General features: G+C 75.4%; 15 protein-coding genes. 3 read left to right on the top strand and 12 right to left on the bottom strand.

Translation table 11 applies throughout. The features are described 5' to 3' along the window. Positions 1–8: 8 nt before the first annotated feature. The gene (locus tag BXA05_RS05665) at positions 9–1214 is read right to left on the bottom strand and encodes a YeiH family protein (protein ID WP_083711533.1); all 1206 of its coding nucleotides are present in this window, start codon (positions 1212–1214) and stop codon (positions 9–11) included. Beyond that, positions 1214–1378 carry a hypothetical protein gene (locus BXA05_RS19980; RefSeq protein WP_021483057.1) on the bottom strand — a complete coding sequence of 55 codons (165 nt, stop codon included), beginning with the start codon at positions 1376–1378 and terminating at the stop codon, positions 1214–1216. Before BXA05_RS19980 ends, BXA05_RS05665 begins: the two co-directional genes overlap by 1 nt. Positions 1379–1671: 293 nt before the next feature. Between BXA05_RS19980 and BXA05_RS05660 the strand changes: the two genes are divergently transcribed. Then, entirely contained in the window at positions 1672–2529 is an 858-nt protein-coding gene (locus BXA05_RS05660) for a hypothetical protein (RefSeq protein ID WP_143311058.1), read from the top strand. Positions 2530–2542: 13 nt separating this feature from the next. Here the strand turns inward: BXA05_RS05660 and BXA05_RS05655 are convergent, their stop codons facing one another. The 6 genes from BXA05_RS05655 to BXA05_RS05630 form a co-directional block, all read right to left on the bottom strand. Beyond that, positions 2543–3487, bottom strand: coding sequence for an aldo/keto reductase (locus BXA05_RS05655; RefSeq protein ID WP_076404262.1), 945 nt, complete (start codon positions 3485–3487; stop codon positions 2543–2545). Positions 3488–3520: 33 nt separating this feature from the next. Continuing rightward, the gene (locus BXA05_RS05650) at positions 3521–3937 is read right to left on the bottom strand and encodes a MerR family transcriptional regulator (protein WP_076404261.1); all 417 of its coding nucleotides are present in this window, start codon (positions 3935–3937) and stop codon (positions 3521–3523) included. Positions 3938–4016: 79 nt separating this feature from the next. Beyond that, positions 4017–5186 carry a hypothetical protein gene (locus BXA05_RS05645; protein WP_170963138.1) on the bottom strand — a complete coding sequence of 390 codons (1170 nt, stop codon included), beginning with the start codon at positions 5184–5186 and terminating at the stop codon, positions 4017–4019. 123 nt (positions 5187–5309) lie between these two features. Then, on the bottom strand, positions 5310–5756 hold the full coding sequence (locus BXA05_RS05640) for a DoxX family protein (protein ID WP_076404260.1): 447 nt from the start codon (positions 5754–5756) through the stop codon (positions 5310–5312). A 36-nt stretch (positions 5757–5792) separates the two neighbouring features. Beyond that, positions 5793–6440, bottom strand: coding sequence for a response regulator (locus BXA05_RS05635; protein ID WP_244550392.1), 648 nt, complete (start codon positions 6438–6440; stop codon positions 5793–5795). 26 nt (positions 6441–6466) lie between these two features. After that, complete coding sequence (locus BXA05_RS05630) at positions 6467–7762, bottom strand: sensor histidine kinase (RefSeq protein WP_076404258.1); 1296 nt, start codon at positions 7760–7762, stop codon at positions 6467–6469. A gap of 106 nt (positions 7763–7868) precedes the next feature. Between BXA05_RS05630 and BXA05_RS05625 the strand changes: the two genes are divergently transcribed. Further along, positions 7869–8618, top strand: a complete 750-nt coding sequence (locus BXA05_RS05625) for a ZIP family metal transporter (protein ID WP_034654794.1) — start codon at positions 7869–7871, stop codon at positions 8616–8618. A gap of 6 nt (positions 8619–8624) precedes the next feature. On the opposite strand, the gene BXA05_RS05620 is transcribed toward BXA05_RS05625, so the two are convergent. From BXA05_RS05620 to BXA05_RS05610, 3 genes are all read right to left on the bottom strand, one after another. Further along, the gene (locus BXA05_RS05620) at positions 8625–9269 is read right to left on the bottom strand and encodes a lysophospholipid acyltransferase family protein (protein WP_061268954.1); all 645 of its coding nucleotides are present in this window, start codon (positions 9267–9269) and stop codon (positions 8625–8627) included. Between the two features lie 54 nt (positions 9270–9323). Then, positions 9324–10841 carry an amino acid permease gene (locus BXA05_RS05615; protein WP_083711529.1) on the bottom strand — a complete coding sequence of 506 codons (1518 nt, stop codon included), beginning with the start codon at positions 10839–10841 and terminating at the stop codon, positions 9324–9326. Positions 10842–10984: 143 nt separating this feature from the next. After that, positions 10985–12619: a nucleobase:cation symporter-2 family protein gene (locus BXA05_RS05610; protein WP_083711527.1), complete on the bottom strand. Its 1635-nt coding sequence runs from the start codon at positions 12617–12619 to the stop codon at positions 10985–10987. A 222-nt stretch (positions 12620–12841) separates the two neighbouring features. Here BXA05_RS05610 and BXA05_RS05605 point away from each other — a divergent pair, with 222 nt between their 5' ends. After that, a complete protein-coding gene (locus tag BXA05_RS05605; protein ID WP_076404257.1) occupies positions 12842–13336 on the top strand; it encodes a GNAT family N-acetyltransferase in 495 nt (164 codons plus the stop codon). A 51-nt stretch (positions 13337–13387) separates the two neighbouring features. Here BXA05_RS05605 and BXA05_RS05600 read toward each other — a convergent pair whose 3' ends face one another. Beyond that, positions 13388–14764 carry an 8-oxoguanine deaminase gene (locus tag BXA05_RS05600; RefSeq protein WP_076404256.1) on the bottom strand — a complete coding sequence of 459 codons (1377 nt, stop codon included), beginning with the start codon at positions 14762–14764 and terminating at the stop codon, positions 13388–13390. Between the last annotated feature and the right edge of the window lie 165 nt (positions 14765–14929).

The following is a 14929-nucleotide window of genomic DNA, read 5'->3' as shown; positions in this document are numbered from 1 at the left end:
CTGGCGCCTCAGACCTCCAGGTTCGCGAACAGCACGCTCGCGAGAGCGAGCCCGACCACGAGGTTGAACACCGTCGCGGACCCGAACACGACGAGCGGCTTCCAGCCCGCCTCGCGCACGGCCGTGACCTTGAACTCCAGGCCGATCGAGACGAACGCGACGATGAAGAACACGGTGCTCAGCGACTTGAGGACCGCGATCTGGTCCGCCGACGCGTCGGCGCCCACGGCGCCGACGTACACCGTGGCGGCGACGGACGCGGCGAGGAAGCCGAGCACGAACTTCGGGAACCGCGTCCACAGCTCGCGCACGCGCGGGGCCGAGGCTCCCGGCGTCCGCTCGACCTTGAACGCGAAGTACGCGGTGAGGGCGACGGCGACCACGCCGATGAGCGCGTTCTGGGTCGCCTTGACGATGGCGGCGACCTGGAGCGCCTCGTCCCCCGCGAGGGCGCCCGCCGCGGTGACGGCCGCCGTCGTGTCGATGTTGCCCCCGATCCAGGCGCCCGCGACGGCGGGGCTGAGGCCGAGCGACTCGGCCAGCGCCGGGAGGACGAAGATCGACGGGAGCGCGAAGAGGATGACGACGCTCGCCGTGTACGCGAGCTGCTCCTTCTTCGCCTGCACCGCACCGGCCGCGCTGATCGCGGCGCTCACCCCGCAGATCGACACCGCGGACGCGAGCAGCGCCCGGAGCCGGTCTTCGATGCCGAGCCGCCCGCCGAGCCACCACGTGAACCCGAACACGAGCGTGATGAGCAGGAACGCCTGGGCGATCGCCGGGCCCGCCGCGGACACGATGAGCGCCAGGTTCACCGTCGCGCCGAGCAGGACGAGCCCGGTCTTGATGAAGAGCTCGGTGCGGAACGCGGCGGCGAGCCGGTCGCGGAGCCCGAGCGCGGTGAGCACGAGGTTGCCGAGCAGGCCGAGCGCGATCGCGTACACCGGGTACTCGACCGCCTTGGCGATGCCCGCCAGCGGCGTGCCCGCGAGCCAGTCGGGCACGTGCTGCTCCAGGTAGCGGACCGACCACGCGAGGCCGAGGAGGACGACGACCCCGGCGACGACGTAGCCCGCCCCGGGGTTGCGCCCGTCCTGGACGACGGACTCCTCCAGGCTCGTGCCCGACGTCGGGCCGCGCCCCTCGGGGTCCGTCGCCGGGTCGGTGGTCGGCGTGGTGCTCGTCGCCGCGGGCGGCGGGGTGGGGGCACTCATCACGGCACCAGCCCTTCGGGGATCAGCCCGAGGAGGCCGAGTGCCACGATCAGGAGGCCGACGCCGGTCGCGAGCCAGTCCTCGGAGAGGTGGACGCGGCGGACGGTCTCGACGGTGACGGGTGGTTCGACGCGCGCGGCGCCGGGGGTCTCGTGCTCGCTCATGGTGGTCCTGTCGCAGAGAGTCGGGAGGTCGGCGGTCCGGGCAGGGGCGACGGACGGCCGCTCGACGACCGCGAGAGCGGGGCCTACCTCGCGACGTGTCGGGGTCCGTCGCCCCGTCGACACAGCACGCCGAGGCGCGGGGCGCGCTCGGCGGGAGGTCGGGTGCCGGTCATGGCGACATGGTCCTCGGGCCGGGCGGTCGACCGGAAGCGGGTTCTCGCATCTCGGGCGGACGTGACGCAACGTGACGCGTCCGGGGTGCCGTCCCCCGCGCGTGGTGGTTGCCTGAGGACATGACCACGCCTCACGACCCGTTCCCCATGCCCGACCCCGAGCCCGCGCCGACGCGCCGCACCTGGCCGTGGATCGTCGTCACTGTCGTGGCGGTGCTGGTGATCGCGCTCGTCGTGTGGCTGGTCAACCGCCCGACGGACGACGGCCCCGCCGTCGAGACGCCCGCGCCGTCGACCAGCGCTCCCGCGAGCCCGTCCCCCACCGACGCGGCGTCGCCCACCGACGGCGCCTCGACCCCCGCCGCCGAGGGGTGCCCCGCGACCGGTGACGGCGTCCCCGCCGGGGCGAGCACGCACGAGGTCGTCGACGTCGACGGCGACGGCCGCCCGGACACCGCGTGGCTCACCGGCGGCGCGGACCGCACGTTCGGCATCACGACGGCGTCCGGCGCCACGTTCTCCGCACCCGTCGAGTCGGCGAGCCCGCAGCCCGCGAGCGCGATCGTCCAGCTCGTCGCGGCGGGCGACGGGACCGCGCCGATCGCGCTCGTCGACACCGGCCGCGAGGTCCTGCTGCTCTCGGCCGCCGACTGCGCCCTGACGCCGACGCAGAACGCCCAGGACGAGCCCTACACGTTCGACAAGGGCTTCACGGGCTTCGGCACGGGCGTCGGCTGCACCGAGGTCGACGGCACGCTGCGCCTCGCGGGCCTCAATGCCGTGCCCGACGACGGCTCCACCTTCACGGTGTCGCGCACCTTCGTCGACCTCGACACGGGCGCGAAGGTCGCGACGAACGGCGAGGAGGAGACGGTCGCGCAGGGCGCCGCCGCCGACGACCCGGTCGTCACGACAGCCCAGGAGACGAGCTGCGGCGACCTCGTGGCCGGCCAGGACGGCCCGGTCGAGCCGCAGTAACCCCGCCGAGGGGTCAGCGGGCGTCGGCGAAGCGGTCGAGCTGGCTCGGCGACAGCGTGACGTCGCGCGCGGCCATCGCCTCGTCGACCTGCTCGATCCTGCTCGCCCCGACGATGGGCGAGATCCCCTGGCTCATCAGCCAGGCCAGGACGACCTGGTTCGGCGTCGCACCGGTCTCCCGGGCGACCTCGTCGAGCACGCGGAGCACGCGCTCGGTCCCGGGGTGGGCGTAGCCCGCGGAGAACGGACGGTCCGCGCGGGTGTACCCGCCCATCATCAGGGGCGTGTAGCACCACAGGTCGAGCCCTTCCGTGCGGGCGTGGTCGAGGTCGTCCGGGGACAGGAGCTTGTGGCCCGCCTCCGGGACCGTCGTGCCCGGGCGGGGCTGCACGAGGGAGTGCCGGAGCTGCAGCGCCGACCACGCGGCCACGCCCTGCCGACGCGCGAGGTCACGCGCCTGCTGCACCCGCCACGACGCGTGGTTGGCCGCGCCGATCCGGGTGGCACGCCCCTCGGCCACCGCCTCCCCGAACGCGGCGACGGTCTCGCCGAGGTCGACCGTGCGGTCCTCCGCGTGCGCCCACAGCAGGTCGACGTGGTCGACGCCGAGGCGCTCGAGGCTCCCGTCGAGCCCGGCCCGGACGGCGGACGCGGAGAGCCCCTCCGCGCTCTCGGGCCACGCGTGCGCGACCAGCGGGTCCTGACGGACCTTGGTCGCGAGCCCGACGGCCGAGCGCGCCCCCGGGTTCGCCCGCAGCCACGCACCGAGCACGCGCTCGCTGGCGCCGCCCAGCCCGCTCGGGTCGGTCCAGAAGGCGTAGCAGTTGGCGGTGTCGAGCCAGTGGCCACCGGCCTCGACGAAGCGGTCGAGCAGCCGGAACGCGGTGGTCTGCTCCACGCGCGTGCCGTGGTCCATGGTCCCGAGGACGATCTGGGGGGCGTTCTGCTGTGCGGTCATGCCCCGATGCTCGATGCTGGAGCGCGCTCCAGGTCAAGCGGTGCTCGACGGCGGAGCCGGCTCCCCCTCGACGCTCGTGCCCGGGCCCTCTCCCGCCTGCTCGCGGTAGTACGCGATCTTGTCGTCGAGCACGCCGAGCGCGAGGTCGATCCGCGCCCTGCGCTCGTGCAGCTCCCGACGATGGCCCTGGAGGAACGCGACGCGGTCCGCGGGGCTCCCCTCGCGGCGGAGGAGCGACGTGAACTCGCGCAGCTCGGAGATCCCCAGCCCGGCGTCCCGGAGGCACGTCACCAGCCCGATCCAGAACAGGTCGTCCCCGTCGTAGGCCCGGTGCCCGCCGGCCGTGCGGGCGATCGGCCCGATGAGCCCCTCCCGCTCGTAGTAGCGGAGCGTGTCGAGGCTGACGCCTGCTCGGGCGGCGGCGGCCTGCGGCGTGAGCGTGTCGGACATGAGGAGCCTCTCTCTGCACGATCGGTACCCGCTCCTGATTCTGGGTCCTGGTGCGCGCTCCGGGCCAACGCCGCCCGGCTCACCCGCGCCCGCACACCCGGCACGCGCCACGGCGTCGGAGCCAGTAGGCGTAGGTCGCGGCGCCGAGTGCGAGCGACCAGACCGGCCACAGGAGCGTCGGCCCGACGGCGCCCCACGAGTCCGCGGTCAGGGCCAGCCGGCTCTCGCCGAACCCGAGGACGATGAGCGAGAGCCCCGCGGGGAGCACCGCGATCGCGACGACGGTCGCAGGGACCACCGCGAGCCCGACCGGCACGCGGCGGCCCGCGAGCCCGACCGCCCAGCGCGGGAAGACCTCGCCCCAGCGCTGGAACAGGCCGAGCGTGAGCACCGCGCCGACGAGCGCGAAGCCGCCCAGCCCGAGCGCCGCGACCCAGCCGTCGTCCCCGGCGAGCTGCGCGACGTCGTCGGGCGAGAAGCCGAGCGGGATGCCGAGCACCCAGGCGATGCGCGTGACCGCGTAGAAGGTGGGGATCGCGGCGGCGACGAGCGCGGCCGTCCGGCCCCAGCGCGCCGCGGCGGCGGGCGTGGTCCACGCCGGGTCGCGGCCGTCGTGGCGGCGCCCGCAGGACGCGCACGCCCCGGCCCCGCGGCGCACGAACCGCCACGTCGAGGCGACGAGCAGGGCGCCGCCGCCGAGGAGCGCGAGCTGCGTGAGCGGGCCGGCGCCGAGGAAGTCCTCGAACGCGGCGCGGATCACGGGGTCGAACGGCGCCATGACGAGCGTGACCGGCAGGTACCCGAGCCGGGCGAGGATCGACGCGTCGGTGAGGGCGAGCACCCCGGCCGAGACGACCGCGGTCGCCGCGACGGTCAGCGCGCGGTCCGCCCGGGCAACGGGACCGCGCCGTCCGCCGAGCCACGCGCGCAGCGCGGTGGCCGCACCGACGAGCGCGAGGACCGCGACCCACGGCGTGAGGGTCGCGCCCGGGACCCTGCTCAGGGCGCCGAACGACAGGTCGTTCGCGGCACCGACCGCGAGCGTGCCGCCGGTCAGGGTGACGACGAGCGCGGCGACGCCGCCGAGCGTCCACCACGCGGCTGCGGCGGGGGCGACCCAGCGACCTCGGGACGCCCGCCCGGGACGGGCGGGTGGCCCGCCGCGGGTCGACGGTCCACCGCCGCGACCCGACGACGCGGGTGCGGGCGTGCGGTCGGACAGGGGCGGGTGCGGTGTCGAGGTGGTCATGCCTCGACGCTCCCGGACCCCGCCCGCCAGCGGATCCCCCGGCACGGCGAGCCCGCTCCCCCGCGCGGGTGACCGCCCTCCGGCGCGACCGGTCCGGCAGCGACCGGCCGGCGCGTCAGGGGATCAGTCGCGCGGGCGCGCCCGACGCAGCGCCCGGAGGGCGCCCGTGGACCAGAGCGCCCACGCCACGAGCACGGGCTGGAAGAACAGGCGCCCGAACCGCTTGGCGTCGGTGTCGAGGCCGAACCCGTCCTGGTGCTCGAGCCACTGCCCGACGTTCCCCGGGAAGATCACCACGAAGAACGCGGCGGCGACGAGCCCGACGGCGACGCGCCACCGGGACAGCACGACGAGCGACCCGCCGAGCGCGATCTCGACGGCGCCCGACGCGAGCACCGTCACGTCGTCGTCCACGGGGAACCAGGACGGGACCTGCGCCTGGAACTCCTCGCGCGCGACCGTGAGGTGGCTGATCCCTGCCCCGACCAGGGCGAGCCCCAGCGTGACGCGCGCGACCGTCGCGACGGGCGGCACGGGCGGGGCAGGGCGGGTGAGCACGGAGAGGTCCATGGCGCGATCGTCGCACCGGGGCGGTCGGCGCGCGCGTCAGCCCGCCCGCACGAACCCCGACTCGTAGGCGCGCACCACGGCCTGCGTGCGGTCGCGCACGCCCAGCTTGGCGAGGACGTTGCCCACGTGCGTCCGCACGGTCTCGACGCCGAGGTAGAGCTCGGCCGCGACCTCCGCGTTCGACAGTCCCTGCGCGACGAGCCGCAGCACCTCCCCCTCCCGTTCTGTGAGGCGCGCGCTCCGCAGCGCGTCGCCCGTGGGCGGGTGCGCCGTCGCGAGGCGTCGCACGGCGTCGGGGAAGAGCAGCGACTCGCCGCGCGCGACGACGCGCACCGCCTGCGCGACCTCCTCCGGGCGAGCGCGCTTGAGCAGGAACCCGTGCGCCCCGGCCCGGAGCGCGTCGAGCACGTGGTCGTCGTTCTCGAAGGTCGTGAGCACGAGGACGCGCGGCGCGCCGTCGCGCGCGAGCAGCGCCCGCGTCGCCGCGATCCCGTCGACGTGCGGCATCCGCACGTCCATGAGCACGACGTCGGGGCGCGACCGCGCGACGACGCCCGGCACCTCCGCGCCGTCCCCCGCCTCGCCGACGACCTCCAGGTCCGGCTCCGCGTCGAGGATGACGCGCAGCCCCGCGCGCACGAGCGGCTCGTCGTCGACGAGCACCACGCGGACCGTCCCCGTCACGGGACCGCTCCTGCCGGGGCCCGCGCTCATCGCGACGACCCCGCGCGCGGGAACGTCGCGCGCACGACCCAGGCGCCGCCGTCGGGCGCGGGACCGGCCGCGACCTCCCCGCGCAGCAGGTGGGCCCGCTCGCGCATGCCCGCGAGGCCGCGGTGCTCGCGCGCGCCGCCGTCGGGTGCCCGACGCCGCGCGCCCGCCCCGAGCGGGTTGCGCACCTCGACGACCAGCGCGTCACCGGGACCGGGCGCCACCTCGACGGCGACGGGCTCGCCGGGCGCGTGGCGCAGCGCGTTGGTCAGCGCCTCCTGCACGACCCGGTACGCCTCCTGCGACACGGCGCGCGGGACGTCGGGCAGCGCGGCGCCGTCCCGCGCGAGCCGCACGTCGGCGCCCGTGCCGCGCGCGTCGTCGAGCAGGGCGTCGAGGTCGGCGAGCGTGCGGGCCGGGGCGCGGGGCGGCGCCCCCGGGACGTCCGCGCGCAGGAGGCCGAGCACGTGGTCGAGGTCCGCCATCGCGCTGCGGCCCGTCTCCTCGATCGCGGCGAGCGCACGGCGCGCCGCGGGCGGGTCGGAGTCCAGCAGGCGTGCCGCCGCGGCCGCCTGGAGCGTCGTGACGGTCAGCGCGTGGCCGACCGAGTCGTGCAGCTCGCGCGCGAGCCGGCCCCGCTCGGCCGCACGGTCCGCGGCCGCCTCGAGCTCCGCGATCTGCTCCGTCTGGTCCGGGCCGAGCAGCGGGAGGGCCGCCTGGCGCAGCACGGCGCGCGCGAGCGCCACGACGTACGGGACGGCGAGCAGCACGAGCACCGCGGTGAGCAGCCACGTCCACGCGGGCAGCGCCTCCCACGGCCGCCAGTCGGCGAGCAGCACCGGCTCGACGCCCGTCGCGGACAGCACGAGCTGCGTCGCGACCGGGACCCCGAACAGCACCACGACCACGACCGCCGCCCCGAGGGCCAGGTGCAGCGCGTACCAGGCTGCGGCCCGCCAGCGCGTCGCCGCCCCCGGCGGGGCGGCACCGGCCGCGGGGAGCGGCACGTCGACGTCGAGGAACGTCCGCGCCGCCGCGATCTCGAGCGTCCGCACGGGCGCGAGGAACGGGGGCGCGCTCGCGAGGACCGCCGTCACGAGCGCCAGGACGACCGTCGCGACCCGCGGCGTCTGGAGGGACGCGAACATCTGCGCGAACCCCGCGACGAGTGCCGCATACGCCCCGGCGACGACGCCGCCGACCACGAGGAACACCCCGGCGCGCACCGTGGCCGTGCTGCGCAACGGGGCGAGCACCGGTCCCCACCCTCGCGGCGGGCGCGCGTCGGTCGTCATGGCCCCCAGTCTCACCGCGCCGCCCGCGCGGCACATCCCCTCGACGGGGGAACCGCGGCGTGCGCGACGCCGCGCGCCCCGGCACGCCCGCTGGTCCAATGGGAGCGTGATCGGGTTCTGGTGGGGCCTCGTCGGGGCGTCGTCGCTGCTCCTCGGGGCCGCGCTCGTCTTCTGGCGCCCGCCGGGCCAGCGGCTCGTCGGGCTCGTCATGGCGTTCGGCTCGGGCGTGCTCATCAGCGCGGTCGCCTACGACCTCGTGGAGGACGCGTCGACCCGCGCGAGCGGGCTCGTCCTGCTCGCGGGTCTCGCGGGCGGGGCGCTGACGTTCTTCGTCGGCGACCGGATCATCGACCGGATGGGCGGCGAGGGCCGCAAGCGCTCCACGGGCGTGCAGAAGGAGTCGGTCCAGGCCGCGGGCGGGACCGGCGGCGCGGCGATCGCGCTCGGCACCGTGCTCGACGGCATCCCCGAGTCCGTGGTGCTCGGCGCGACGCTCATCGGGGGCGGCGGGGTGAGCGTCGCGATGCTCGCCGCCGTCTTCGTGTCCAACCTGCCCGAGGCGATGTCAGCGACGGCGGGGCTGCTCAAGGCCGGCACGAAGCCGTCGCGGCTGTGGGTGCTGTGGGGGTCGACGACGCTCGTCTCGGCGCTCGCGGCCGGGATCGGCTACCTCGCGCTCGACGGCGCGTCGCCCGCCGTCGTGGCGGTCACCCAGGCGTTCGCCGCGGGGGCGCTGCTCACCATGCTCGTCGACACGATGATCCCCGAGGCGACGGAGTTCGGCGGCCCGGTCACCGGCCTCGTCACCGTGCTCGGGTTCGCGACGGCGTTCGGCCTGAGCTCGATCGGCGGCTGACCGCCGTCAGGCCGCGAGGTCCTGGCCGCTCATGCGGTGGATCGACGCCATGACCTCGTCCGTGAGCTCGCGGCGCGCCTGCGCCGGCTTGGTCCCGGCCGTGATCTGGCGCTGCGGGTCGATGGGCTTGCCGAAGTGCACCTCGACGCGGTGCAGGCGCGGGATCCGCTTGCCGACCGGCTGGACCTTGTCCGTGCCGCGCACGGCGACGGGGACGACGGGCGCGTGCCCGGCGAGCGCGAGCCACGCGACGCCCGTGCGGCCCGGGTGCAGCTTGCCGTCGCGCGAACGCGTGCCCTCGGGGTAGATCCCGAACGCGCCGCCGCGCTGGAGCACCTCGAGCGCGTCCTCGAGCGAGCGCTGCCCCGCGCGCGGGTCGTCGCGCTGGACGGGGATCATGCCGATCGTCGTGAAGAACCACCGCGACAGGCGGCCCTTGATCCCGCGGCCCGTGAAGTACTCGGCCTTGGCGAGGAACGTCACGTGCCGCGGCGCGACGATCGGGATGAGCAGCGAGTCGATGAACGACAGGTGGTTGCTCGCGAGGATCACCGCGCCGTGGCGCGGGATGTTGTTGCGTCCTGTCACCTGGGGCCGCAGCAGCACGTAGGCGAGCAGCGACAGGATGAGCCTCAGGACGCGATAGGTCATCCGTTCATTGTGCACCGTCCGGGGCGCACGTCCGTGCACGCCGTGGACGACGGCTCACCCGTCGGCGCGCGCCCCCGCCGCCGCATCGCGCCGCGCCCGGCCCCGCCGGGTGACGAGGTACACGGCGAGGATCACGGCCACGAGACCCGCGGTGGACACGAGCTGGGCGCGCGCGGCGGCGTCGGTCAGCATGAGGACGGCGAGCGCCGCGAGACCCACGAGCACCGCCCACGTGAGCCACGGGAAGCCCCACATGCGCAGCGCCATCGGCTCGCCCGACGCGCGGGCCTGCGCCTCGATCCGGCGGCGGAGCCGCAGCTGCGAGACGGCGACGAGGACCCACACGACGAGCAGCGCGGCGCCCACGGCGTTGAGCAGGATGCCCAGCAGCGCCTCCGGCAGGAGCCAGTTCAGCCCGACCGCGACGAGCGCGAAGAACACGGAGACCAGCACCGACACCCAGGGGACGTCGCGCCGCGACACGCGCCGCAGCGCGCGCGGGCCGTCGCCGCGCCCGGCCAGCGAGTAGGCCATGCGCGACGTGCCGTACACGTTCGCGTTGAACGCCGAGAGCAGCGCGACCACGACGACGACCTCCATGACGCGCGCCGCGCCCGGCAGCCCGGCGAGGTCGAGCACCGCGACGAACGGGCTCTCGGCGAGCAGCGGCGAGTCCCACGGGAGCACGAGCACCATGATCGCGACCGAGCCCAGGTAGAACACGAGGATCCGCCACACGATGCTGCGCGTCGCGCGCGCGACGGCGGTGCGCGGCTCGCGCGCCTCGGCGGCGGCGATCGTGACGATCTCGATGCCGCCGAACGCGAAGACGACGACGAGCAGCCCCGCCGCGATGCCGCCCCACCCCTCCGGGGCGAAGCCGCCCTGGCCGAGCAGATTCGACGTGCCGACGGGCTCCGTCCCGGGCAGCAGGCCGAGCACGAGCAGCACGCCGACGACGAGGAACCCGACGATCGCCGCGACCTTGACGAACGCGAACCAGAACTCGAGCTCGCCGAACTGCCGCACGCCCCACAGGTTGATCACCGCGAACACGACGACCACGGCGAGCGCGACGCCCCACTGCGGCATGTCGGGGTACCAGCCGGTGACGATGCGCGCGGCCCCGGTGATCTCGGCGCCGAGCACCATGACGAGCATGAACCAGTACAGCCAGCCGAGCAGGAACCCGGCCCACGGCCCGAGCGCCTCCTCCGCGTAGACGGAGAACGACCCGCTCGCGGGGCGCGCGCTCGCCATCTCGGCGAGCATCCGCATGACGAGGATGACGACGACGCCCGCGATCGCGTACGACACGAGCACGGCCGGGCCGGCGGTGGCGATCCCGACGCCGGAGCCGAGGAACAGCCCGGCGCCGATCGCGGAGCCGAGGCCCATCATCGTCAGGTGCCGCGTGCGCAGCCCGCTGCCCAGGTGGTCGGCGCTCGGGTCGGCGCCTCGGTCGGCGCTCGGGTCCGCGCCGCTGTCGACGGTCGCGTCGCCGGTCGGCCCGGTCGTGGACGGGGCCCCGCTCGCGGACGGTGCCGGGCGTTCGGGCGTGGGGGTGCTCATGGTGCGGTCCTGCGGTCGGGGTCGGGACGCCGTGCTCGACGCCGACCCACGACGCTACACGGCCCGGGCGCGACGACGCCCCGCACCCGGCGTGAGGGACGCGTGGAGTGCGGGGCGGCGTCGGGCACGACGCTGTGCCGTCGCTACGGGGTCGCGGTCCGCGGGAGCGGGGCGACGGCGTGCTGGCGCGGCGCGGCGGTGCCGTCGCCGGGCGCGGCCGGGTCGTCGGCGCGGTCGCCCGCTCCGGCGGCGGTGCCGGTCTGTCGTCCGTCGCCGTCCGGCGCCGGGGCGTCGGGGGTCGGCGCCGCGGCGTCGACGGCGACCGGTCGGCGCGTCGAGCCGTTGAGGACGCCGTCGTCCTGGAGGTCGTCGAGGTCCTCGTCGTCCACGGCGTTCGCCCCGTGCTCCGCCCCGGCGGCGAACACCGACGGGTCGGGCGGCGTGCCGAACTTCAGGTGGTTGAAGAGCAGGTTGAGCAGGATCGCCATGACCGCGGCCGAGCTGATGCCCGAGTGGAAGATGATCCCGAACCACGTGGGGAACTGGTCGTAGAAGTCGGGCTTGGCGATGGGGATCATGCCGAACGAGATCGACGCCGCCACGATGATGAGGTTCATCGGGCGCGAGTAGTCGACCTTGGCGAGCGTGCGGATGCCCGACGCCGCGACCGAGCCGAACAGGACGACGCCCGCGCCGCCGAGGACCGGCGTCGGCACCGCGGCGACGACGCGGCCGAGGACCGGCAGCAGGCCGAGGATCACGAGGATCGCGCCGCCCGCCCCCACGACGAACCGCGACTTCACGCCCGTGATGGCCACGAGGCCGACGTTCTGCGCGAACGCCGACTGCGTGAACGACCCGAAGAACGGCGACACGATGGACGACGCCATGTCGGCCCGGAGGCCGTCCGCGATGCGCTTGCGGTTCACCTTGGTGCCGACGATCTCGCCGACGGCGATGATGTCGGCCGTCGTCTCGGTGAGGGTCACGAGGATGACGATGAGCATGGAGATGATCGCGGCGATCTCGAACGTCGGCGCCCCGAAGCCGAGGAACGACGGGAACGCGGCGACGGGCCCGTCGCCCACGCCGGAGAAGTCGGCCTTGCCGAGCGCGAGCGCGATGAGCGTCCCGACGACGATCGCGATGAGGATCGACAGGCGCGAGATCGTGCCGCTGCCGACCTTGGACAGCAGGATGACGATCGCGAACGTCAGCGCGGCGAGGCCGATGTTGCTCACCGAGCCGTAGTCGGGCGCGCTCGCGTTGCCGCCCATCGCCCAGTTGGCCGCGACGGGCATGAGCGTGAGCCCGATCGTCGTGATGACGACGCCCGTCACCACCGGTGGGAAGAACCGGATGATCTGCGCGAAGAAAGGCGTGATGAGCAGGCCGATCACGGAGGCGACGAGCACCGCGCCCAGGACGCCCGGGATCCCTCCCCCGCCGTTGACGATCGCGACCATCGTGGACACGCCCGCGAAGGACACGCCCTGGACCAGCGGCAGCTGGGACCCGAAGAAGGGGATGCCCACCGTCTGCAGGATCGTCGCGAGGCCGCCGATGAAGAGGGACGCCGCGACGAGCATCCCGATCTCGGCGCCGGTCAGGCCCGCGGCGCTCCCCACGATGAGCGGCGGGGCGATGATGCCGCCGTACATCGTGAGCACGTGCTGGAACCCGTACCCGAACGTCGACCCGATGGGCAGCCGCTCGTCCTCGGGGCGTGCCGGACGCCGTTCGGCGCCGTCCGTGGCCCTCGTGGCTCGCGCATTCATAGCGGACCTCCTCGTCAGCTATCGTTCCGCTTGGCGGAAAACTACTTCCACTATTCGAACGCCTAGTGTGACCTGTGTCAAGTCCCGCCCTCCAACTCGTGCGTGGCCAGCGGGGACGGTCGCGACCGTCCGACATCGCCCGCCCGACGTCACCCGTGACGCCGCCCGCGCGACGCGGCAAAGCGCTGGCACCACGCCGCGCGCCCTCCCTACGCTCCAGCGGTGACCACCACCCTGCGGCCCTACCGCCCCGCCGACCTCGACGCGGTCGTCGCGCTGTCGCTGCGCGCGTGGGAGGGCGCGTTCGCCTCCTGGCGCGAGATTCTCGGGGAGCGCCTCTACGACCTCGCCTACCCCGACTGGCGCCGCAGCCAGGCGGCGGAGGTGCGGGGCGCGTGCGAGAAGCACCCCGCGACGACGGTCGTCGCGGAGCGCGACGGCCGGGTCGTCGGGTTCGCCACCACGGTGCTCGGCGAGCCCGCGCCGGAGGGCGCGCGCACCGCCGACCTGGAGATCATCGCCGTCGACCCCGACGTGCAGGGCGACGGCATCGGCCGCCGGCTCGTGGACGCTGCCCTCGCGCTCATGCGCGACGCCGGGTGCGCCTACGCCAACGTCTGGACCGGCGGCGACCCGGGCCACGGGGCAGCGCGCGCCCTGTACGAGTCGAGCGGCTTCACCGCGCTGCCCGTCGTCCACTACTACCGCGAGCTCTGAGCCGGCGGGGGCGCCCGGGCGTCGGCCCGGCCCGTCCCCGCCGGCCGCGGCTCACCCCGCGACGAGGCGCCGGGCCGCCGCCGAGTGCTCGGCCGCGAGGGCGCCGAGGTCGAGCCCGGGGATCGCGCCGTCGACGACGCGCCACGCGCCGCCCACCATGACGCGGTCCGCGCGGTCGGCGCCGCACAGCAGGAGCGCGGCGACCGGGTCGTGCGCGCCGGAGAAGCGCAGCTCGTCGAGCCGCCACAGCGCGAGGTCGGCCTGCTTGCCGACCGCGAGCACGCCGACGTCGTCCCGGCCCAGCACGCGCGCCGACCCGCGCGTGCCCCAGCCGAGCGCGCGGGTCACGGGGATGTCCGCGCCGTACCGGAGGCGCTGGAGGTAGAGCGCCTGGCGCGCCTCGAGGATCATCGTCGAGGCGTCGTTCGACGCCGAGCCGTCGACCCCGAGCCCGACGGGAGCGCCCGCGTCCTCCAGCTCCACGGCCCGGGCGATGCCGGACGCGAGGCGCATGTTCGACGTCGGGCAGTGCGCGACGCCGGTCCCCGCCGCCCCGAGGCGGCGCACCTCGTCGTCGTCGAGGTGGATGCCGTGGCCGAGCCAGGCGCGGTCCGTGAGCCAGCCGACGGACTCCAGGTAGTCGACCGTGCGCATCCCGAAGCGCTCGCGGCAGAAGTCCTCCTCGTCGACCGTCTCGGCGAGGTGCGTGTGCAGGCGGACGTCGAGCTCCTCCGCGAGCGCCGCGCTCTCCCGCATCGCGTCGGTCGTCACGGAGAACGGCGAGCAGGGCGCGAACGCGATCTGCACCTGCGCCCCGGCACCCCGCTCGTGGTACGTGTCCACGAGCCGCCGCGAGTCCGCGAGGATCGTGTCGAGGTCCTGGACGACCGACTGCGGCGGCAGGCCGCCGTCGTCCTGACCGAGCGTCATGGACCCGCGCGTGAGGGTCGCGCGCATCCCGAGCCGCCGGACGGCGGCGACCTGGAGGTCGATCGCGTCGTCGAGACCGGCGGGGAAGACGTAGTGGTGGTCGGCCGCCGTCGTGCAGCCGGAGAGCAGGAGCTCTGCGAGGGCGACGGTCGTCGCGAGCTCGTGGTCGCGCGGCGTGAGGCGCGCCCAGACCGGGTAGAGGCGCTGCAGCCAGGGGAAGAGCGGGGCGTCGGCGACCGGCCCCCAGGCCCGCGTGAGCGTCTGGTAGAAGTGGTGGTGCGTGTTGATCAGGCCCGGCGTGAGCACGTGCTGCGACGCGTCGAACGTCTCGTCGACGGGAGCGGACGGCTGCGCGCCGGCCGCGACGAGCTCGACGATCACCCCGCCCTCGACGACGAGGCCGCCGCGCGCGTCCGGGGCGTCCGGGGAGTCGTCGGCGGTGAACACGCCGAGCGGGTCGCGGACCCACGTCCTGGTCGCTGCGTCGGTGCTGGTCATGGTGCCTCCTGGTGGCTCGTCGCTCACCGGGGCGCGGCTCCGGCGCCACGGTGCGCCGGCTCAGTGGTCCTGTCTGCCGATCCAGGTGCCGCGCGTCACGCGGCCCGGCCGACGCTAGGCCGGGACGCGGGCACCGTCAAGGCCCGCCGCCGTCCATCGCGGCTT

It is taken from the genome of Cellulosimicrobium funkei (assembly GCF_900155925.1).
Lineage (GTDB): Bacteria > Actinomycetota > Actinomycetes > Actinomycetales > Cellulomonadaceae > Cellulosimicrobium > Cellulosimicrobium funkei.
This window is presented reverse-complemented; position numbering and strand designations above follow the sequence as displayed.

Coding starts and splice junctions, on each gene's coding strand:
- BXA05_RS05615 (WP_083711529.1), bottom strand. CDS start 10,841: ATGAGCACCCCCACGCCCGAACGCCCGGCACCGTCCGCGAGCGGGGCC.
- BXA05_RS05645 (WP_170963138.1), bottom strand. CDS start 5,186: ATGACCACCTCGACACCGCACCCGCCCCTGTCCGACCGCACGCCCGCA.
- BXA05_RS05655 (WP_076404262.1), bottom strand. CDS start 3,487: ATGACCGCACAGCAGAACGCCCCCCAGATCGTCCTCGGGACCATGGAC.
- BXA05_RS05640 (WP_076404260.1), bottom strand. CDS start 5,756: ATGGACCTCTCCGTGCTCACCCGCCCTGCCCCGCCCGTGCCGCCCGTC.
- BXA05_RS05620 (WP_061268954.1), bottom strand. CDS start 9,269: ATGACCTATCGCGTCCTGAGGCTCATCCTGTCGCTGCTCGCCTACGTG.
- BXA05_RS05630 (WP_076404258.1), bottom strand. CDS start 7,762: ATGACGACCGACGCGCGCCCGCCGCGAGGGTGGGGACCGGTGCTCGCC.
- BXA05_RS05600 (WP_076404256.1), bottom strand. CDS start 14,764: ATGACCAGCACCGACGCAGCGACCAGGACGTGGGTCCGCGACCCGCTC.
- BXA05_RS05660 (WP_143311058.1), top strand. CDS start 1,672: ATGACCACGCCTCACGACCCGTTCCCCATGCCCGACCCCGAGCCCGCG.
- BXA05_RS05610 (WP_083711527.1), bottom strand. CDS start 12,619: ATGAATGCGCGAGCCACGAGGGCCACGGACGGCGCCGAACGGCGTCCG.
- BXA05_RS19980 (WP_021483057.1), bottom strand. CDS start 1,378: ATGAGCGAGCACGAGACCCCCGGCGCCGCGCGCGTCGAACCACCCGTC.
- BXA05_RS05665 (WP_083711533.1), bottom strand. CDS start 1,214: ATGAGTGCCCCCACCCCGCCGCCCGCGGCGACGAGCACCACGCCGACC.
- BXA05_RS05650 (WP_076404261.1), bottom strand. CDS start 3,937: ATGTCCGACACGCTCACGCCGCAGGCCGCCGCCGCCCGAGCAGGCGTC.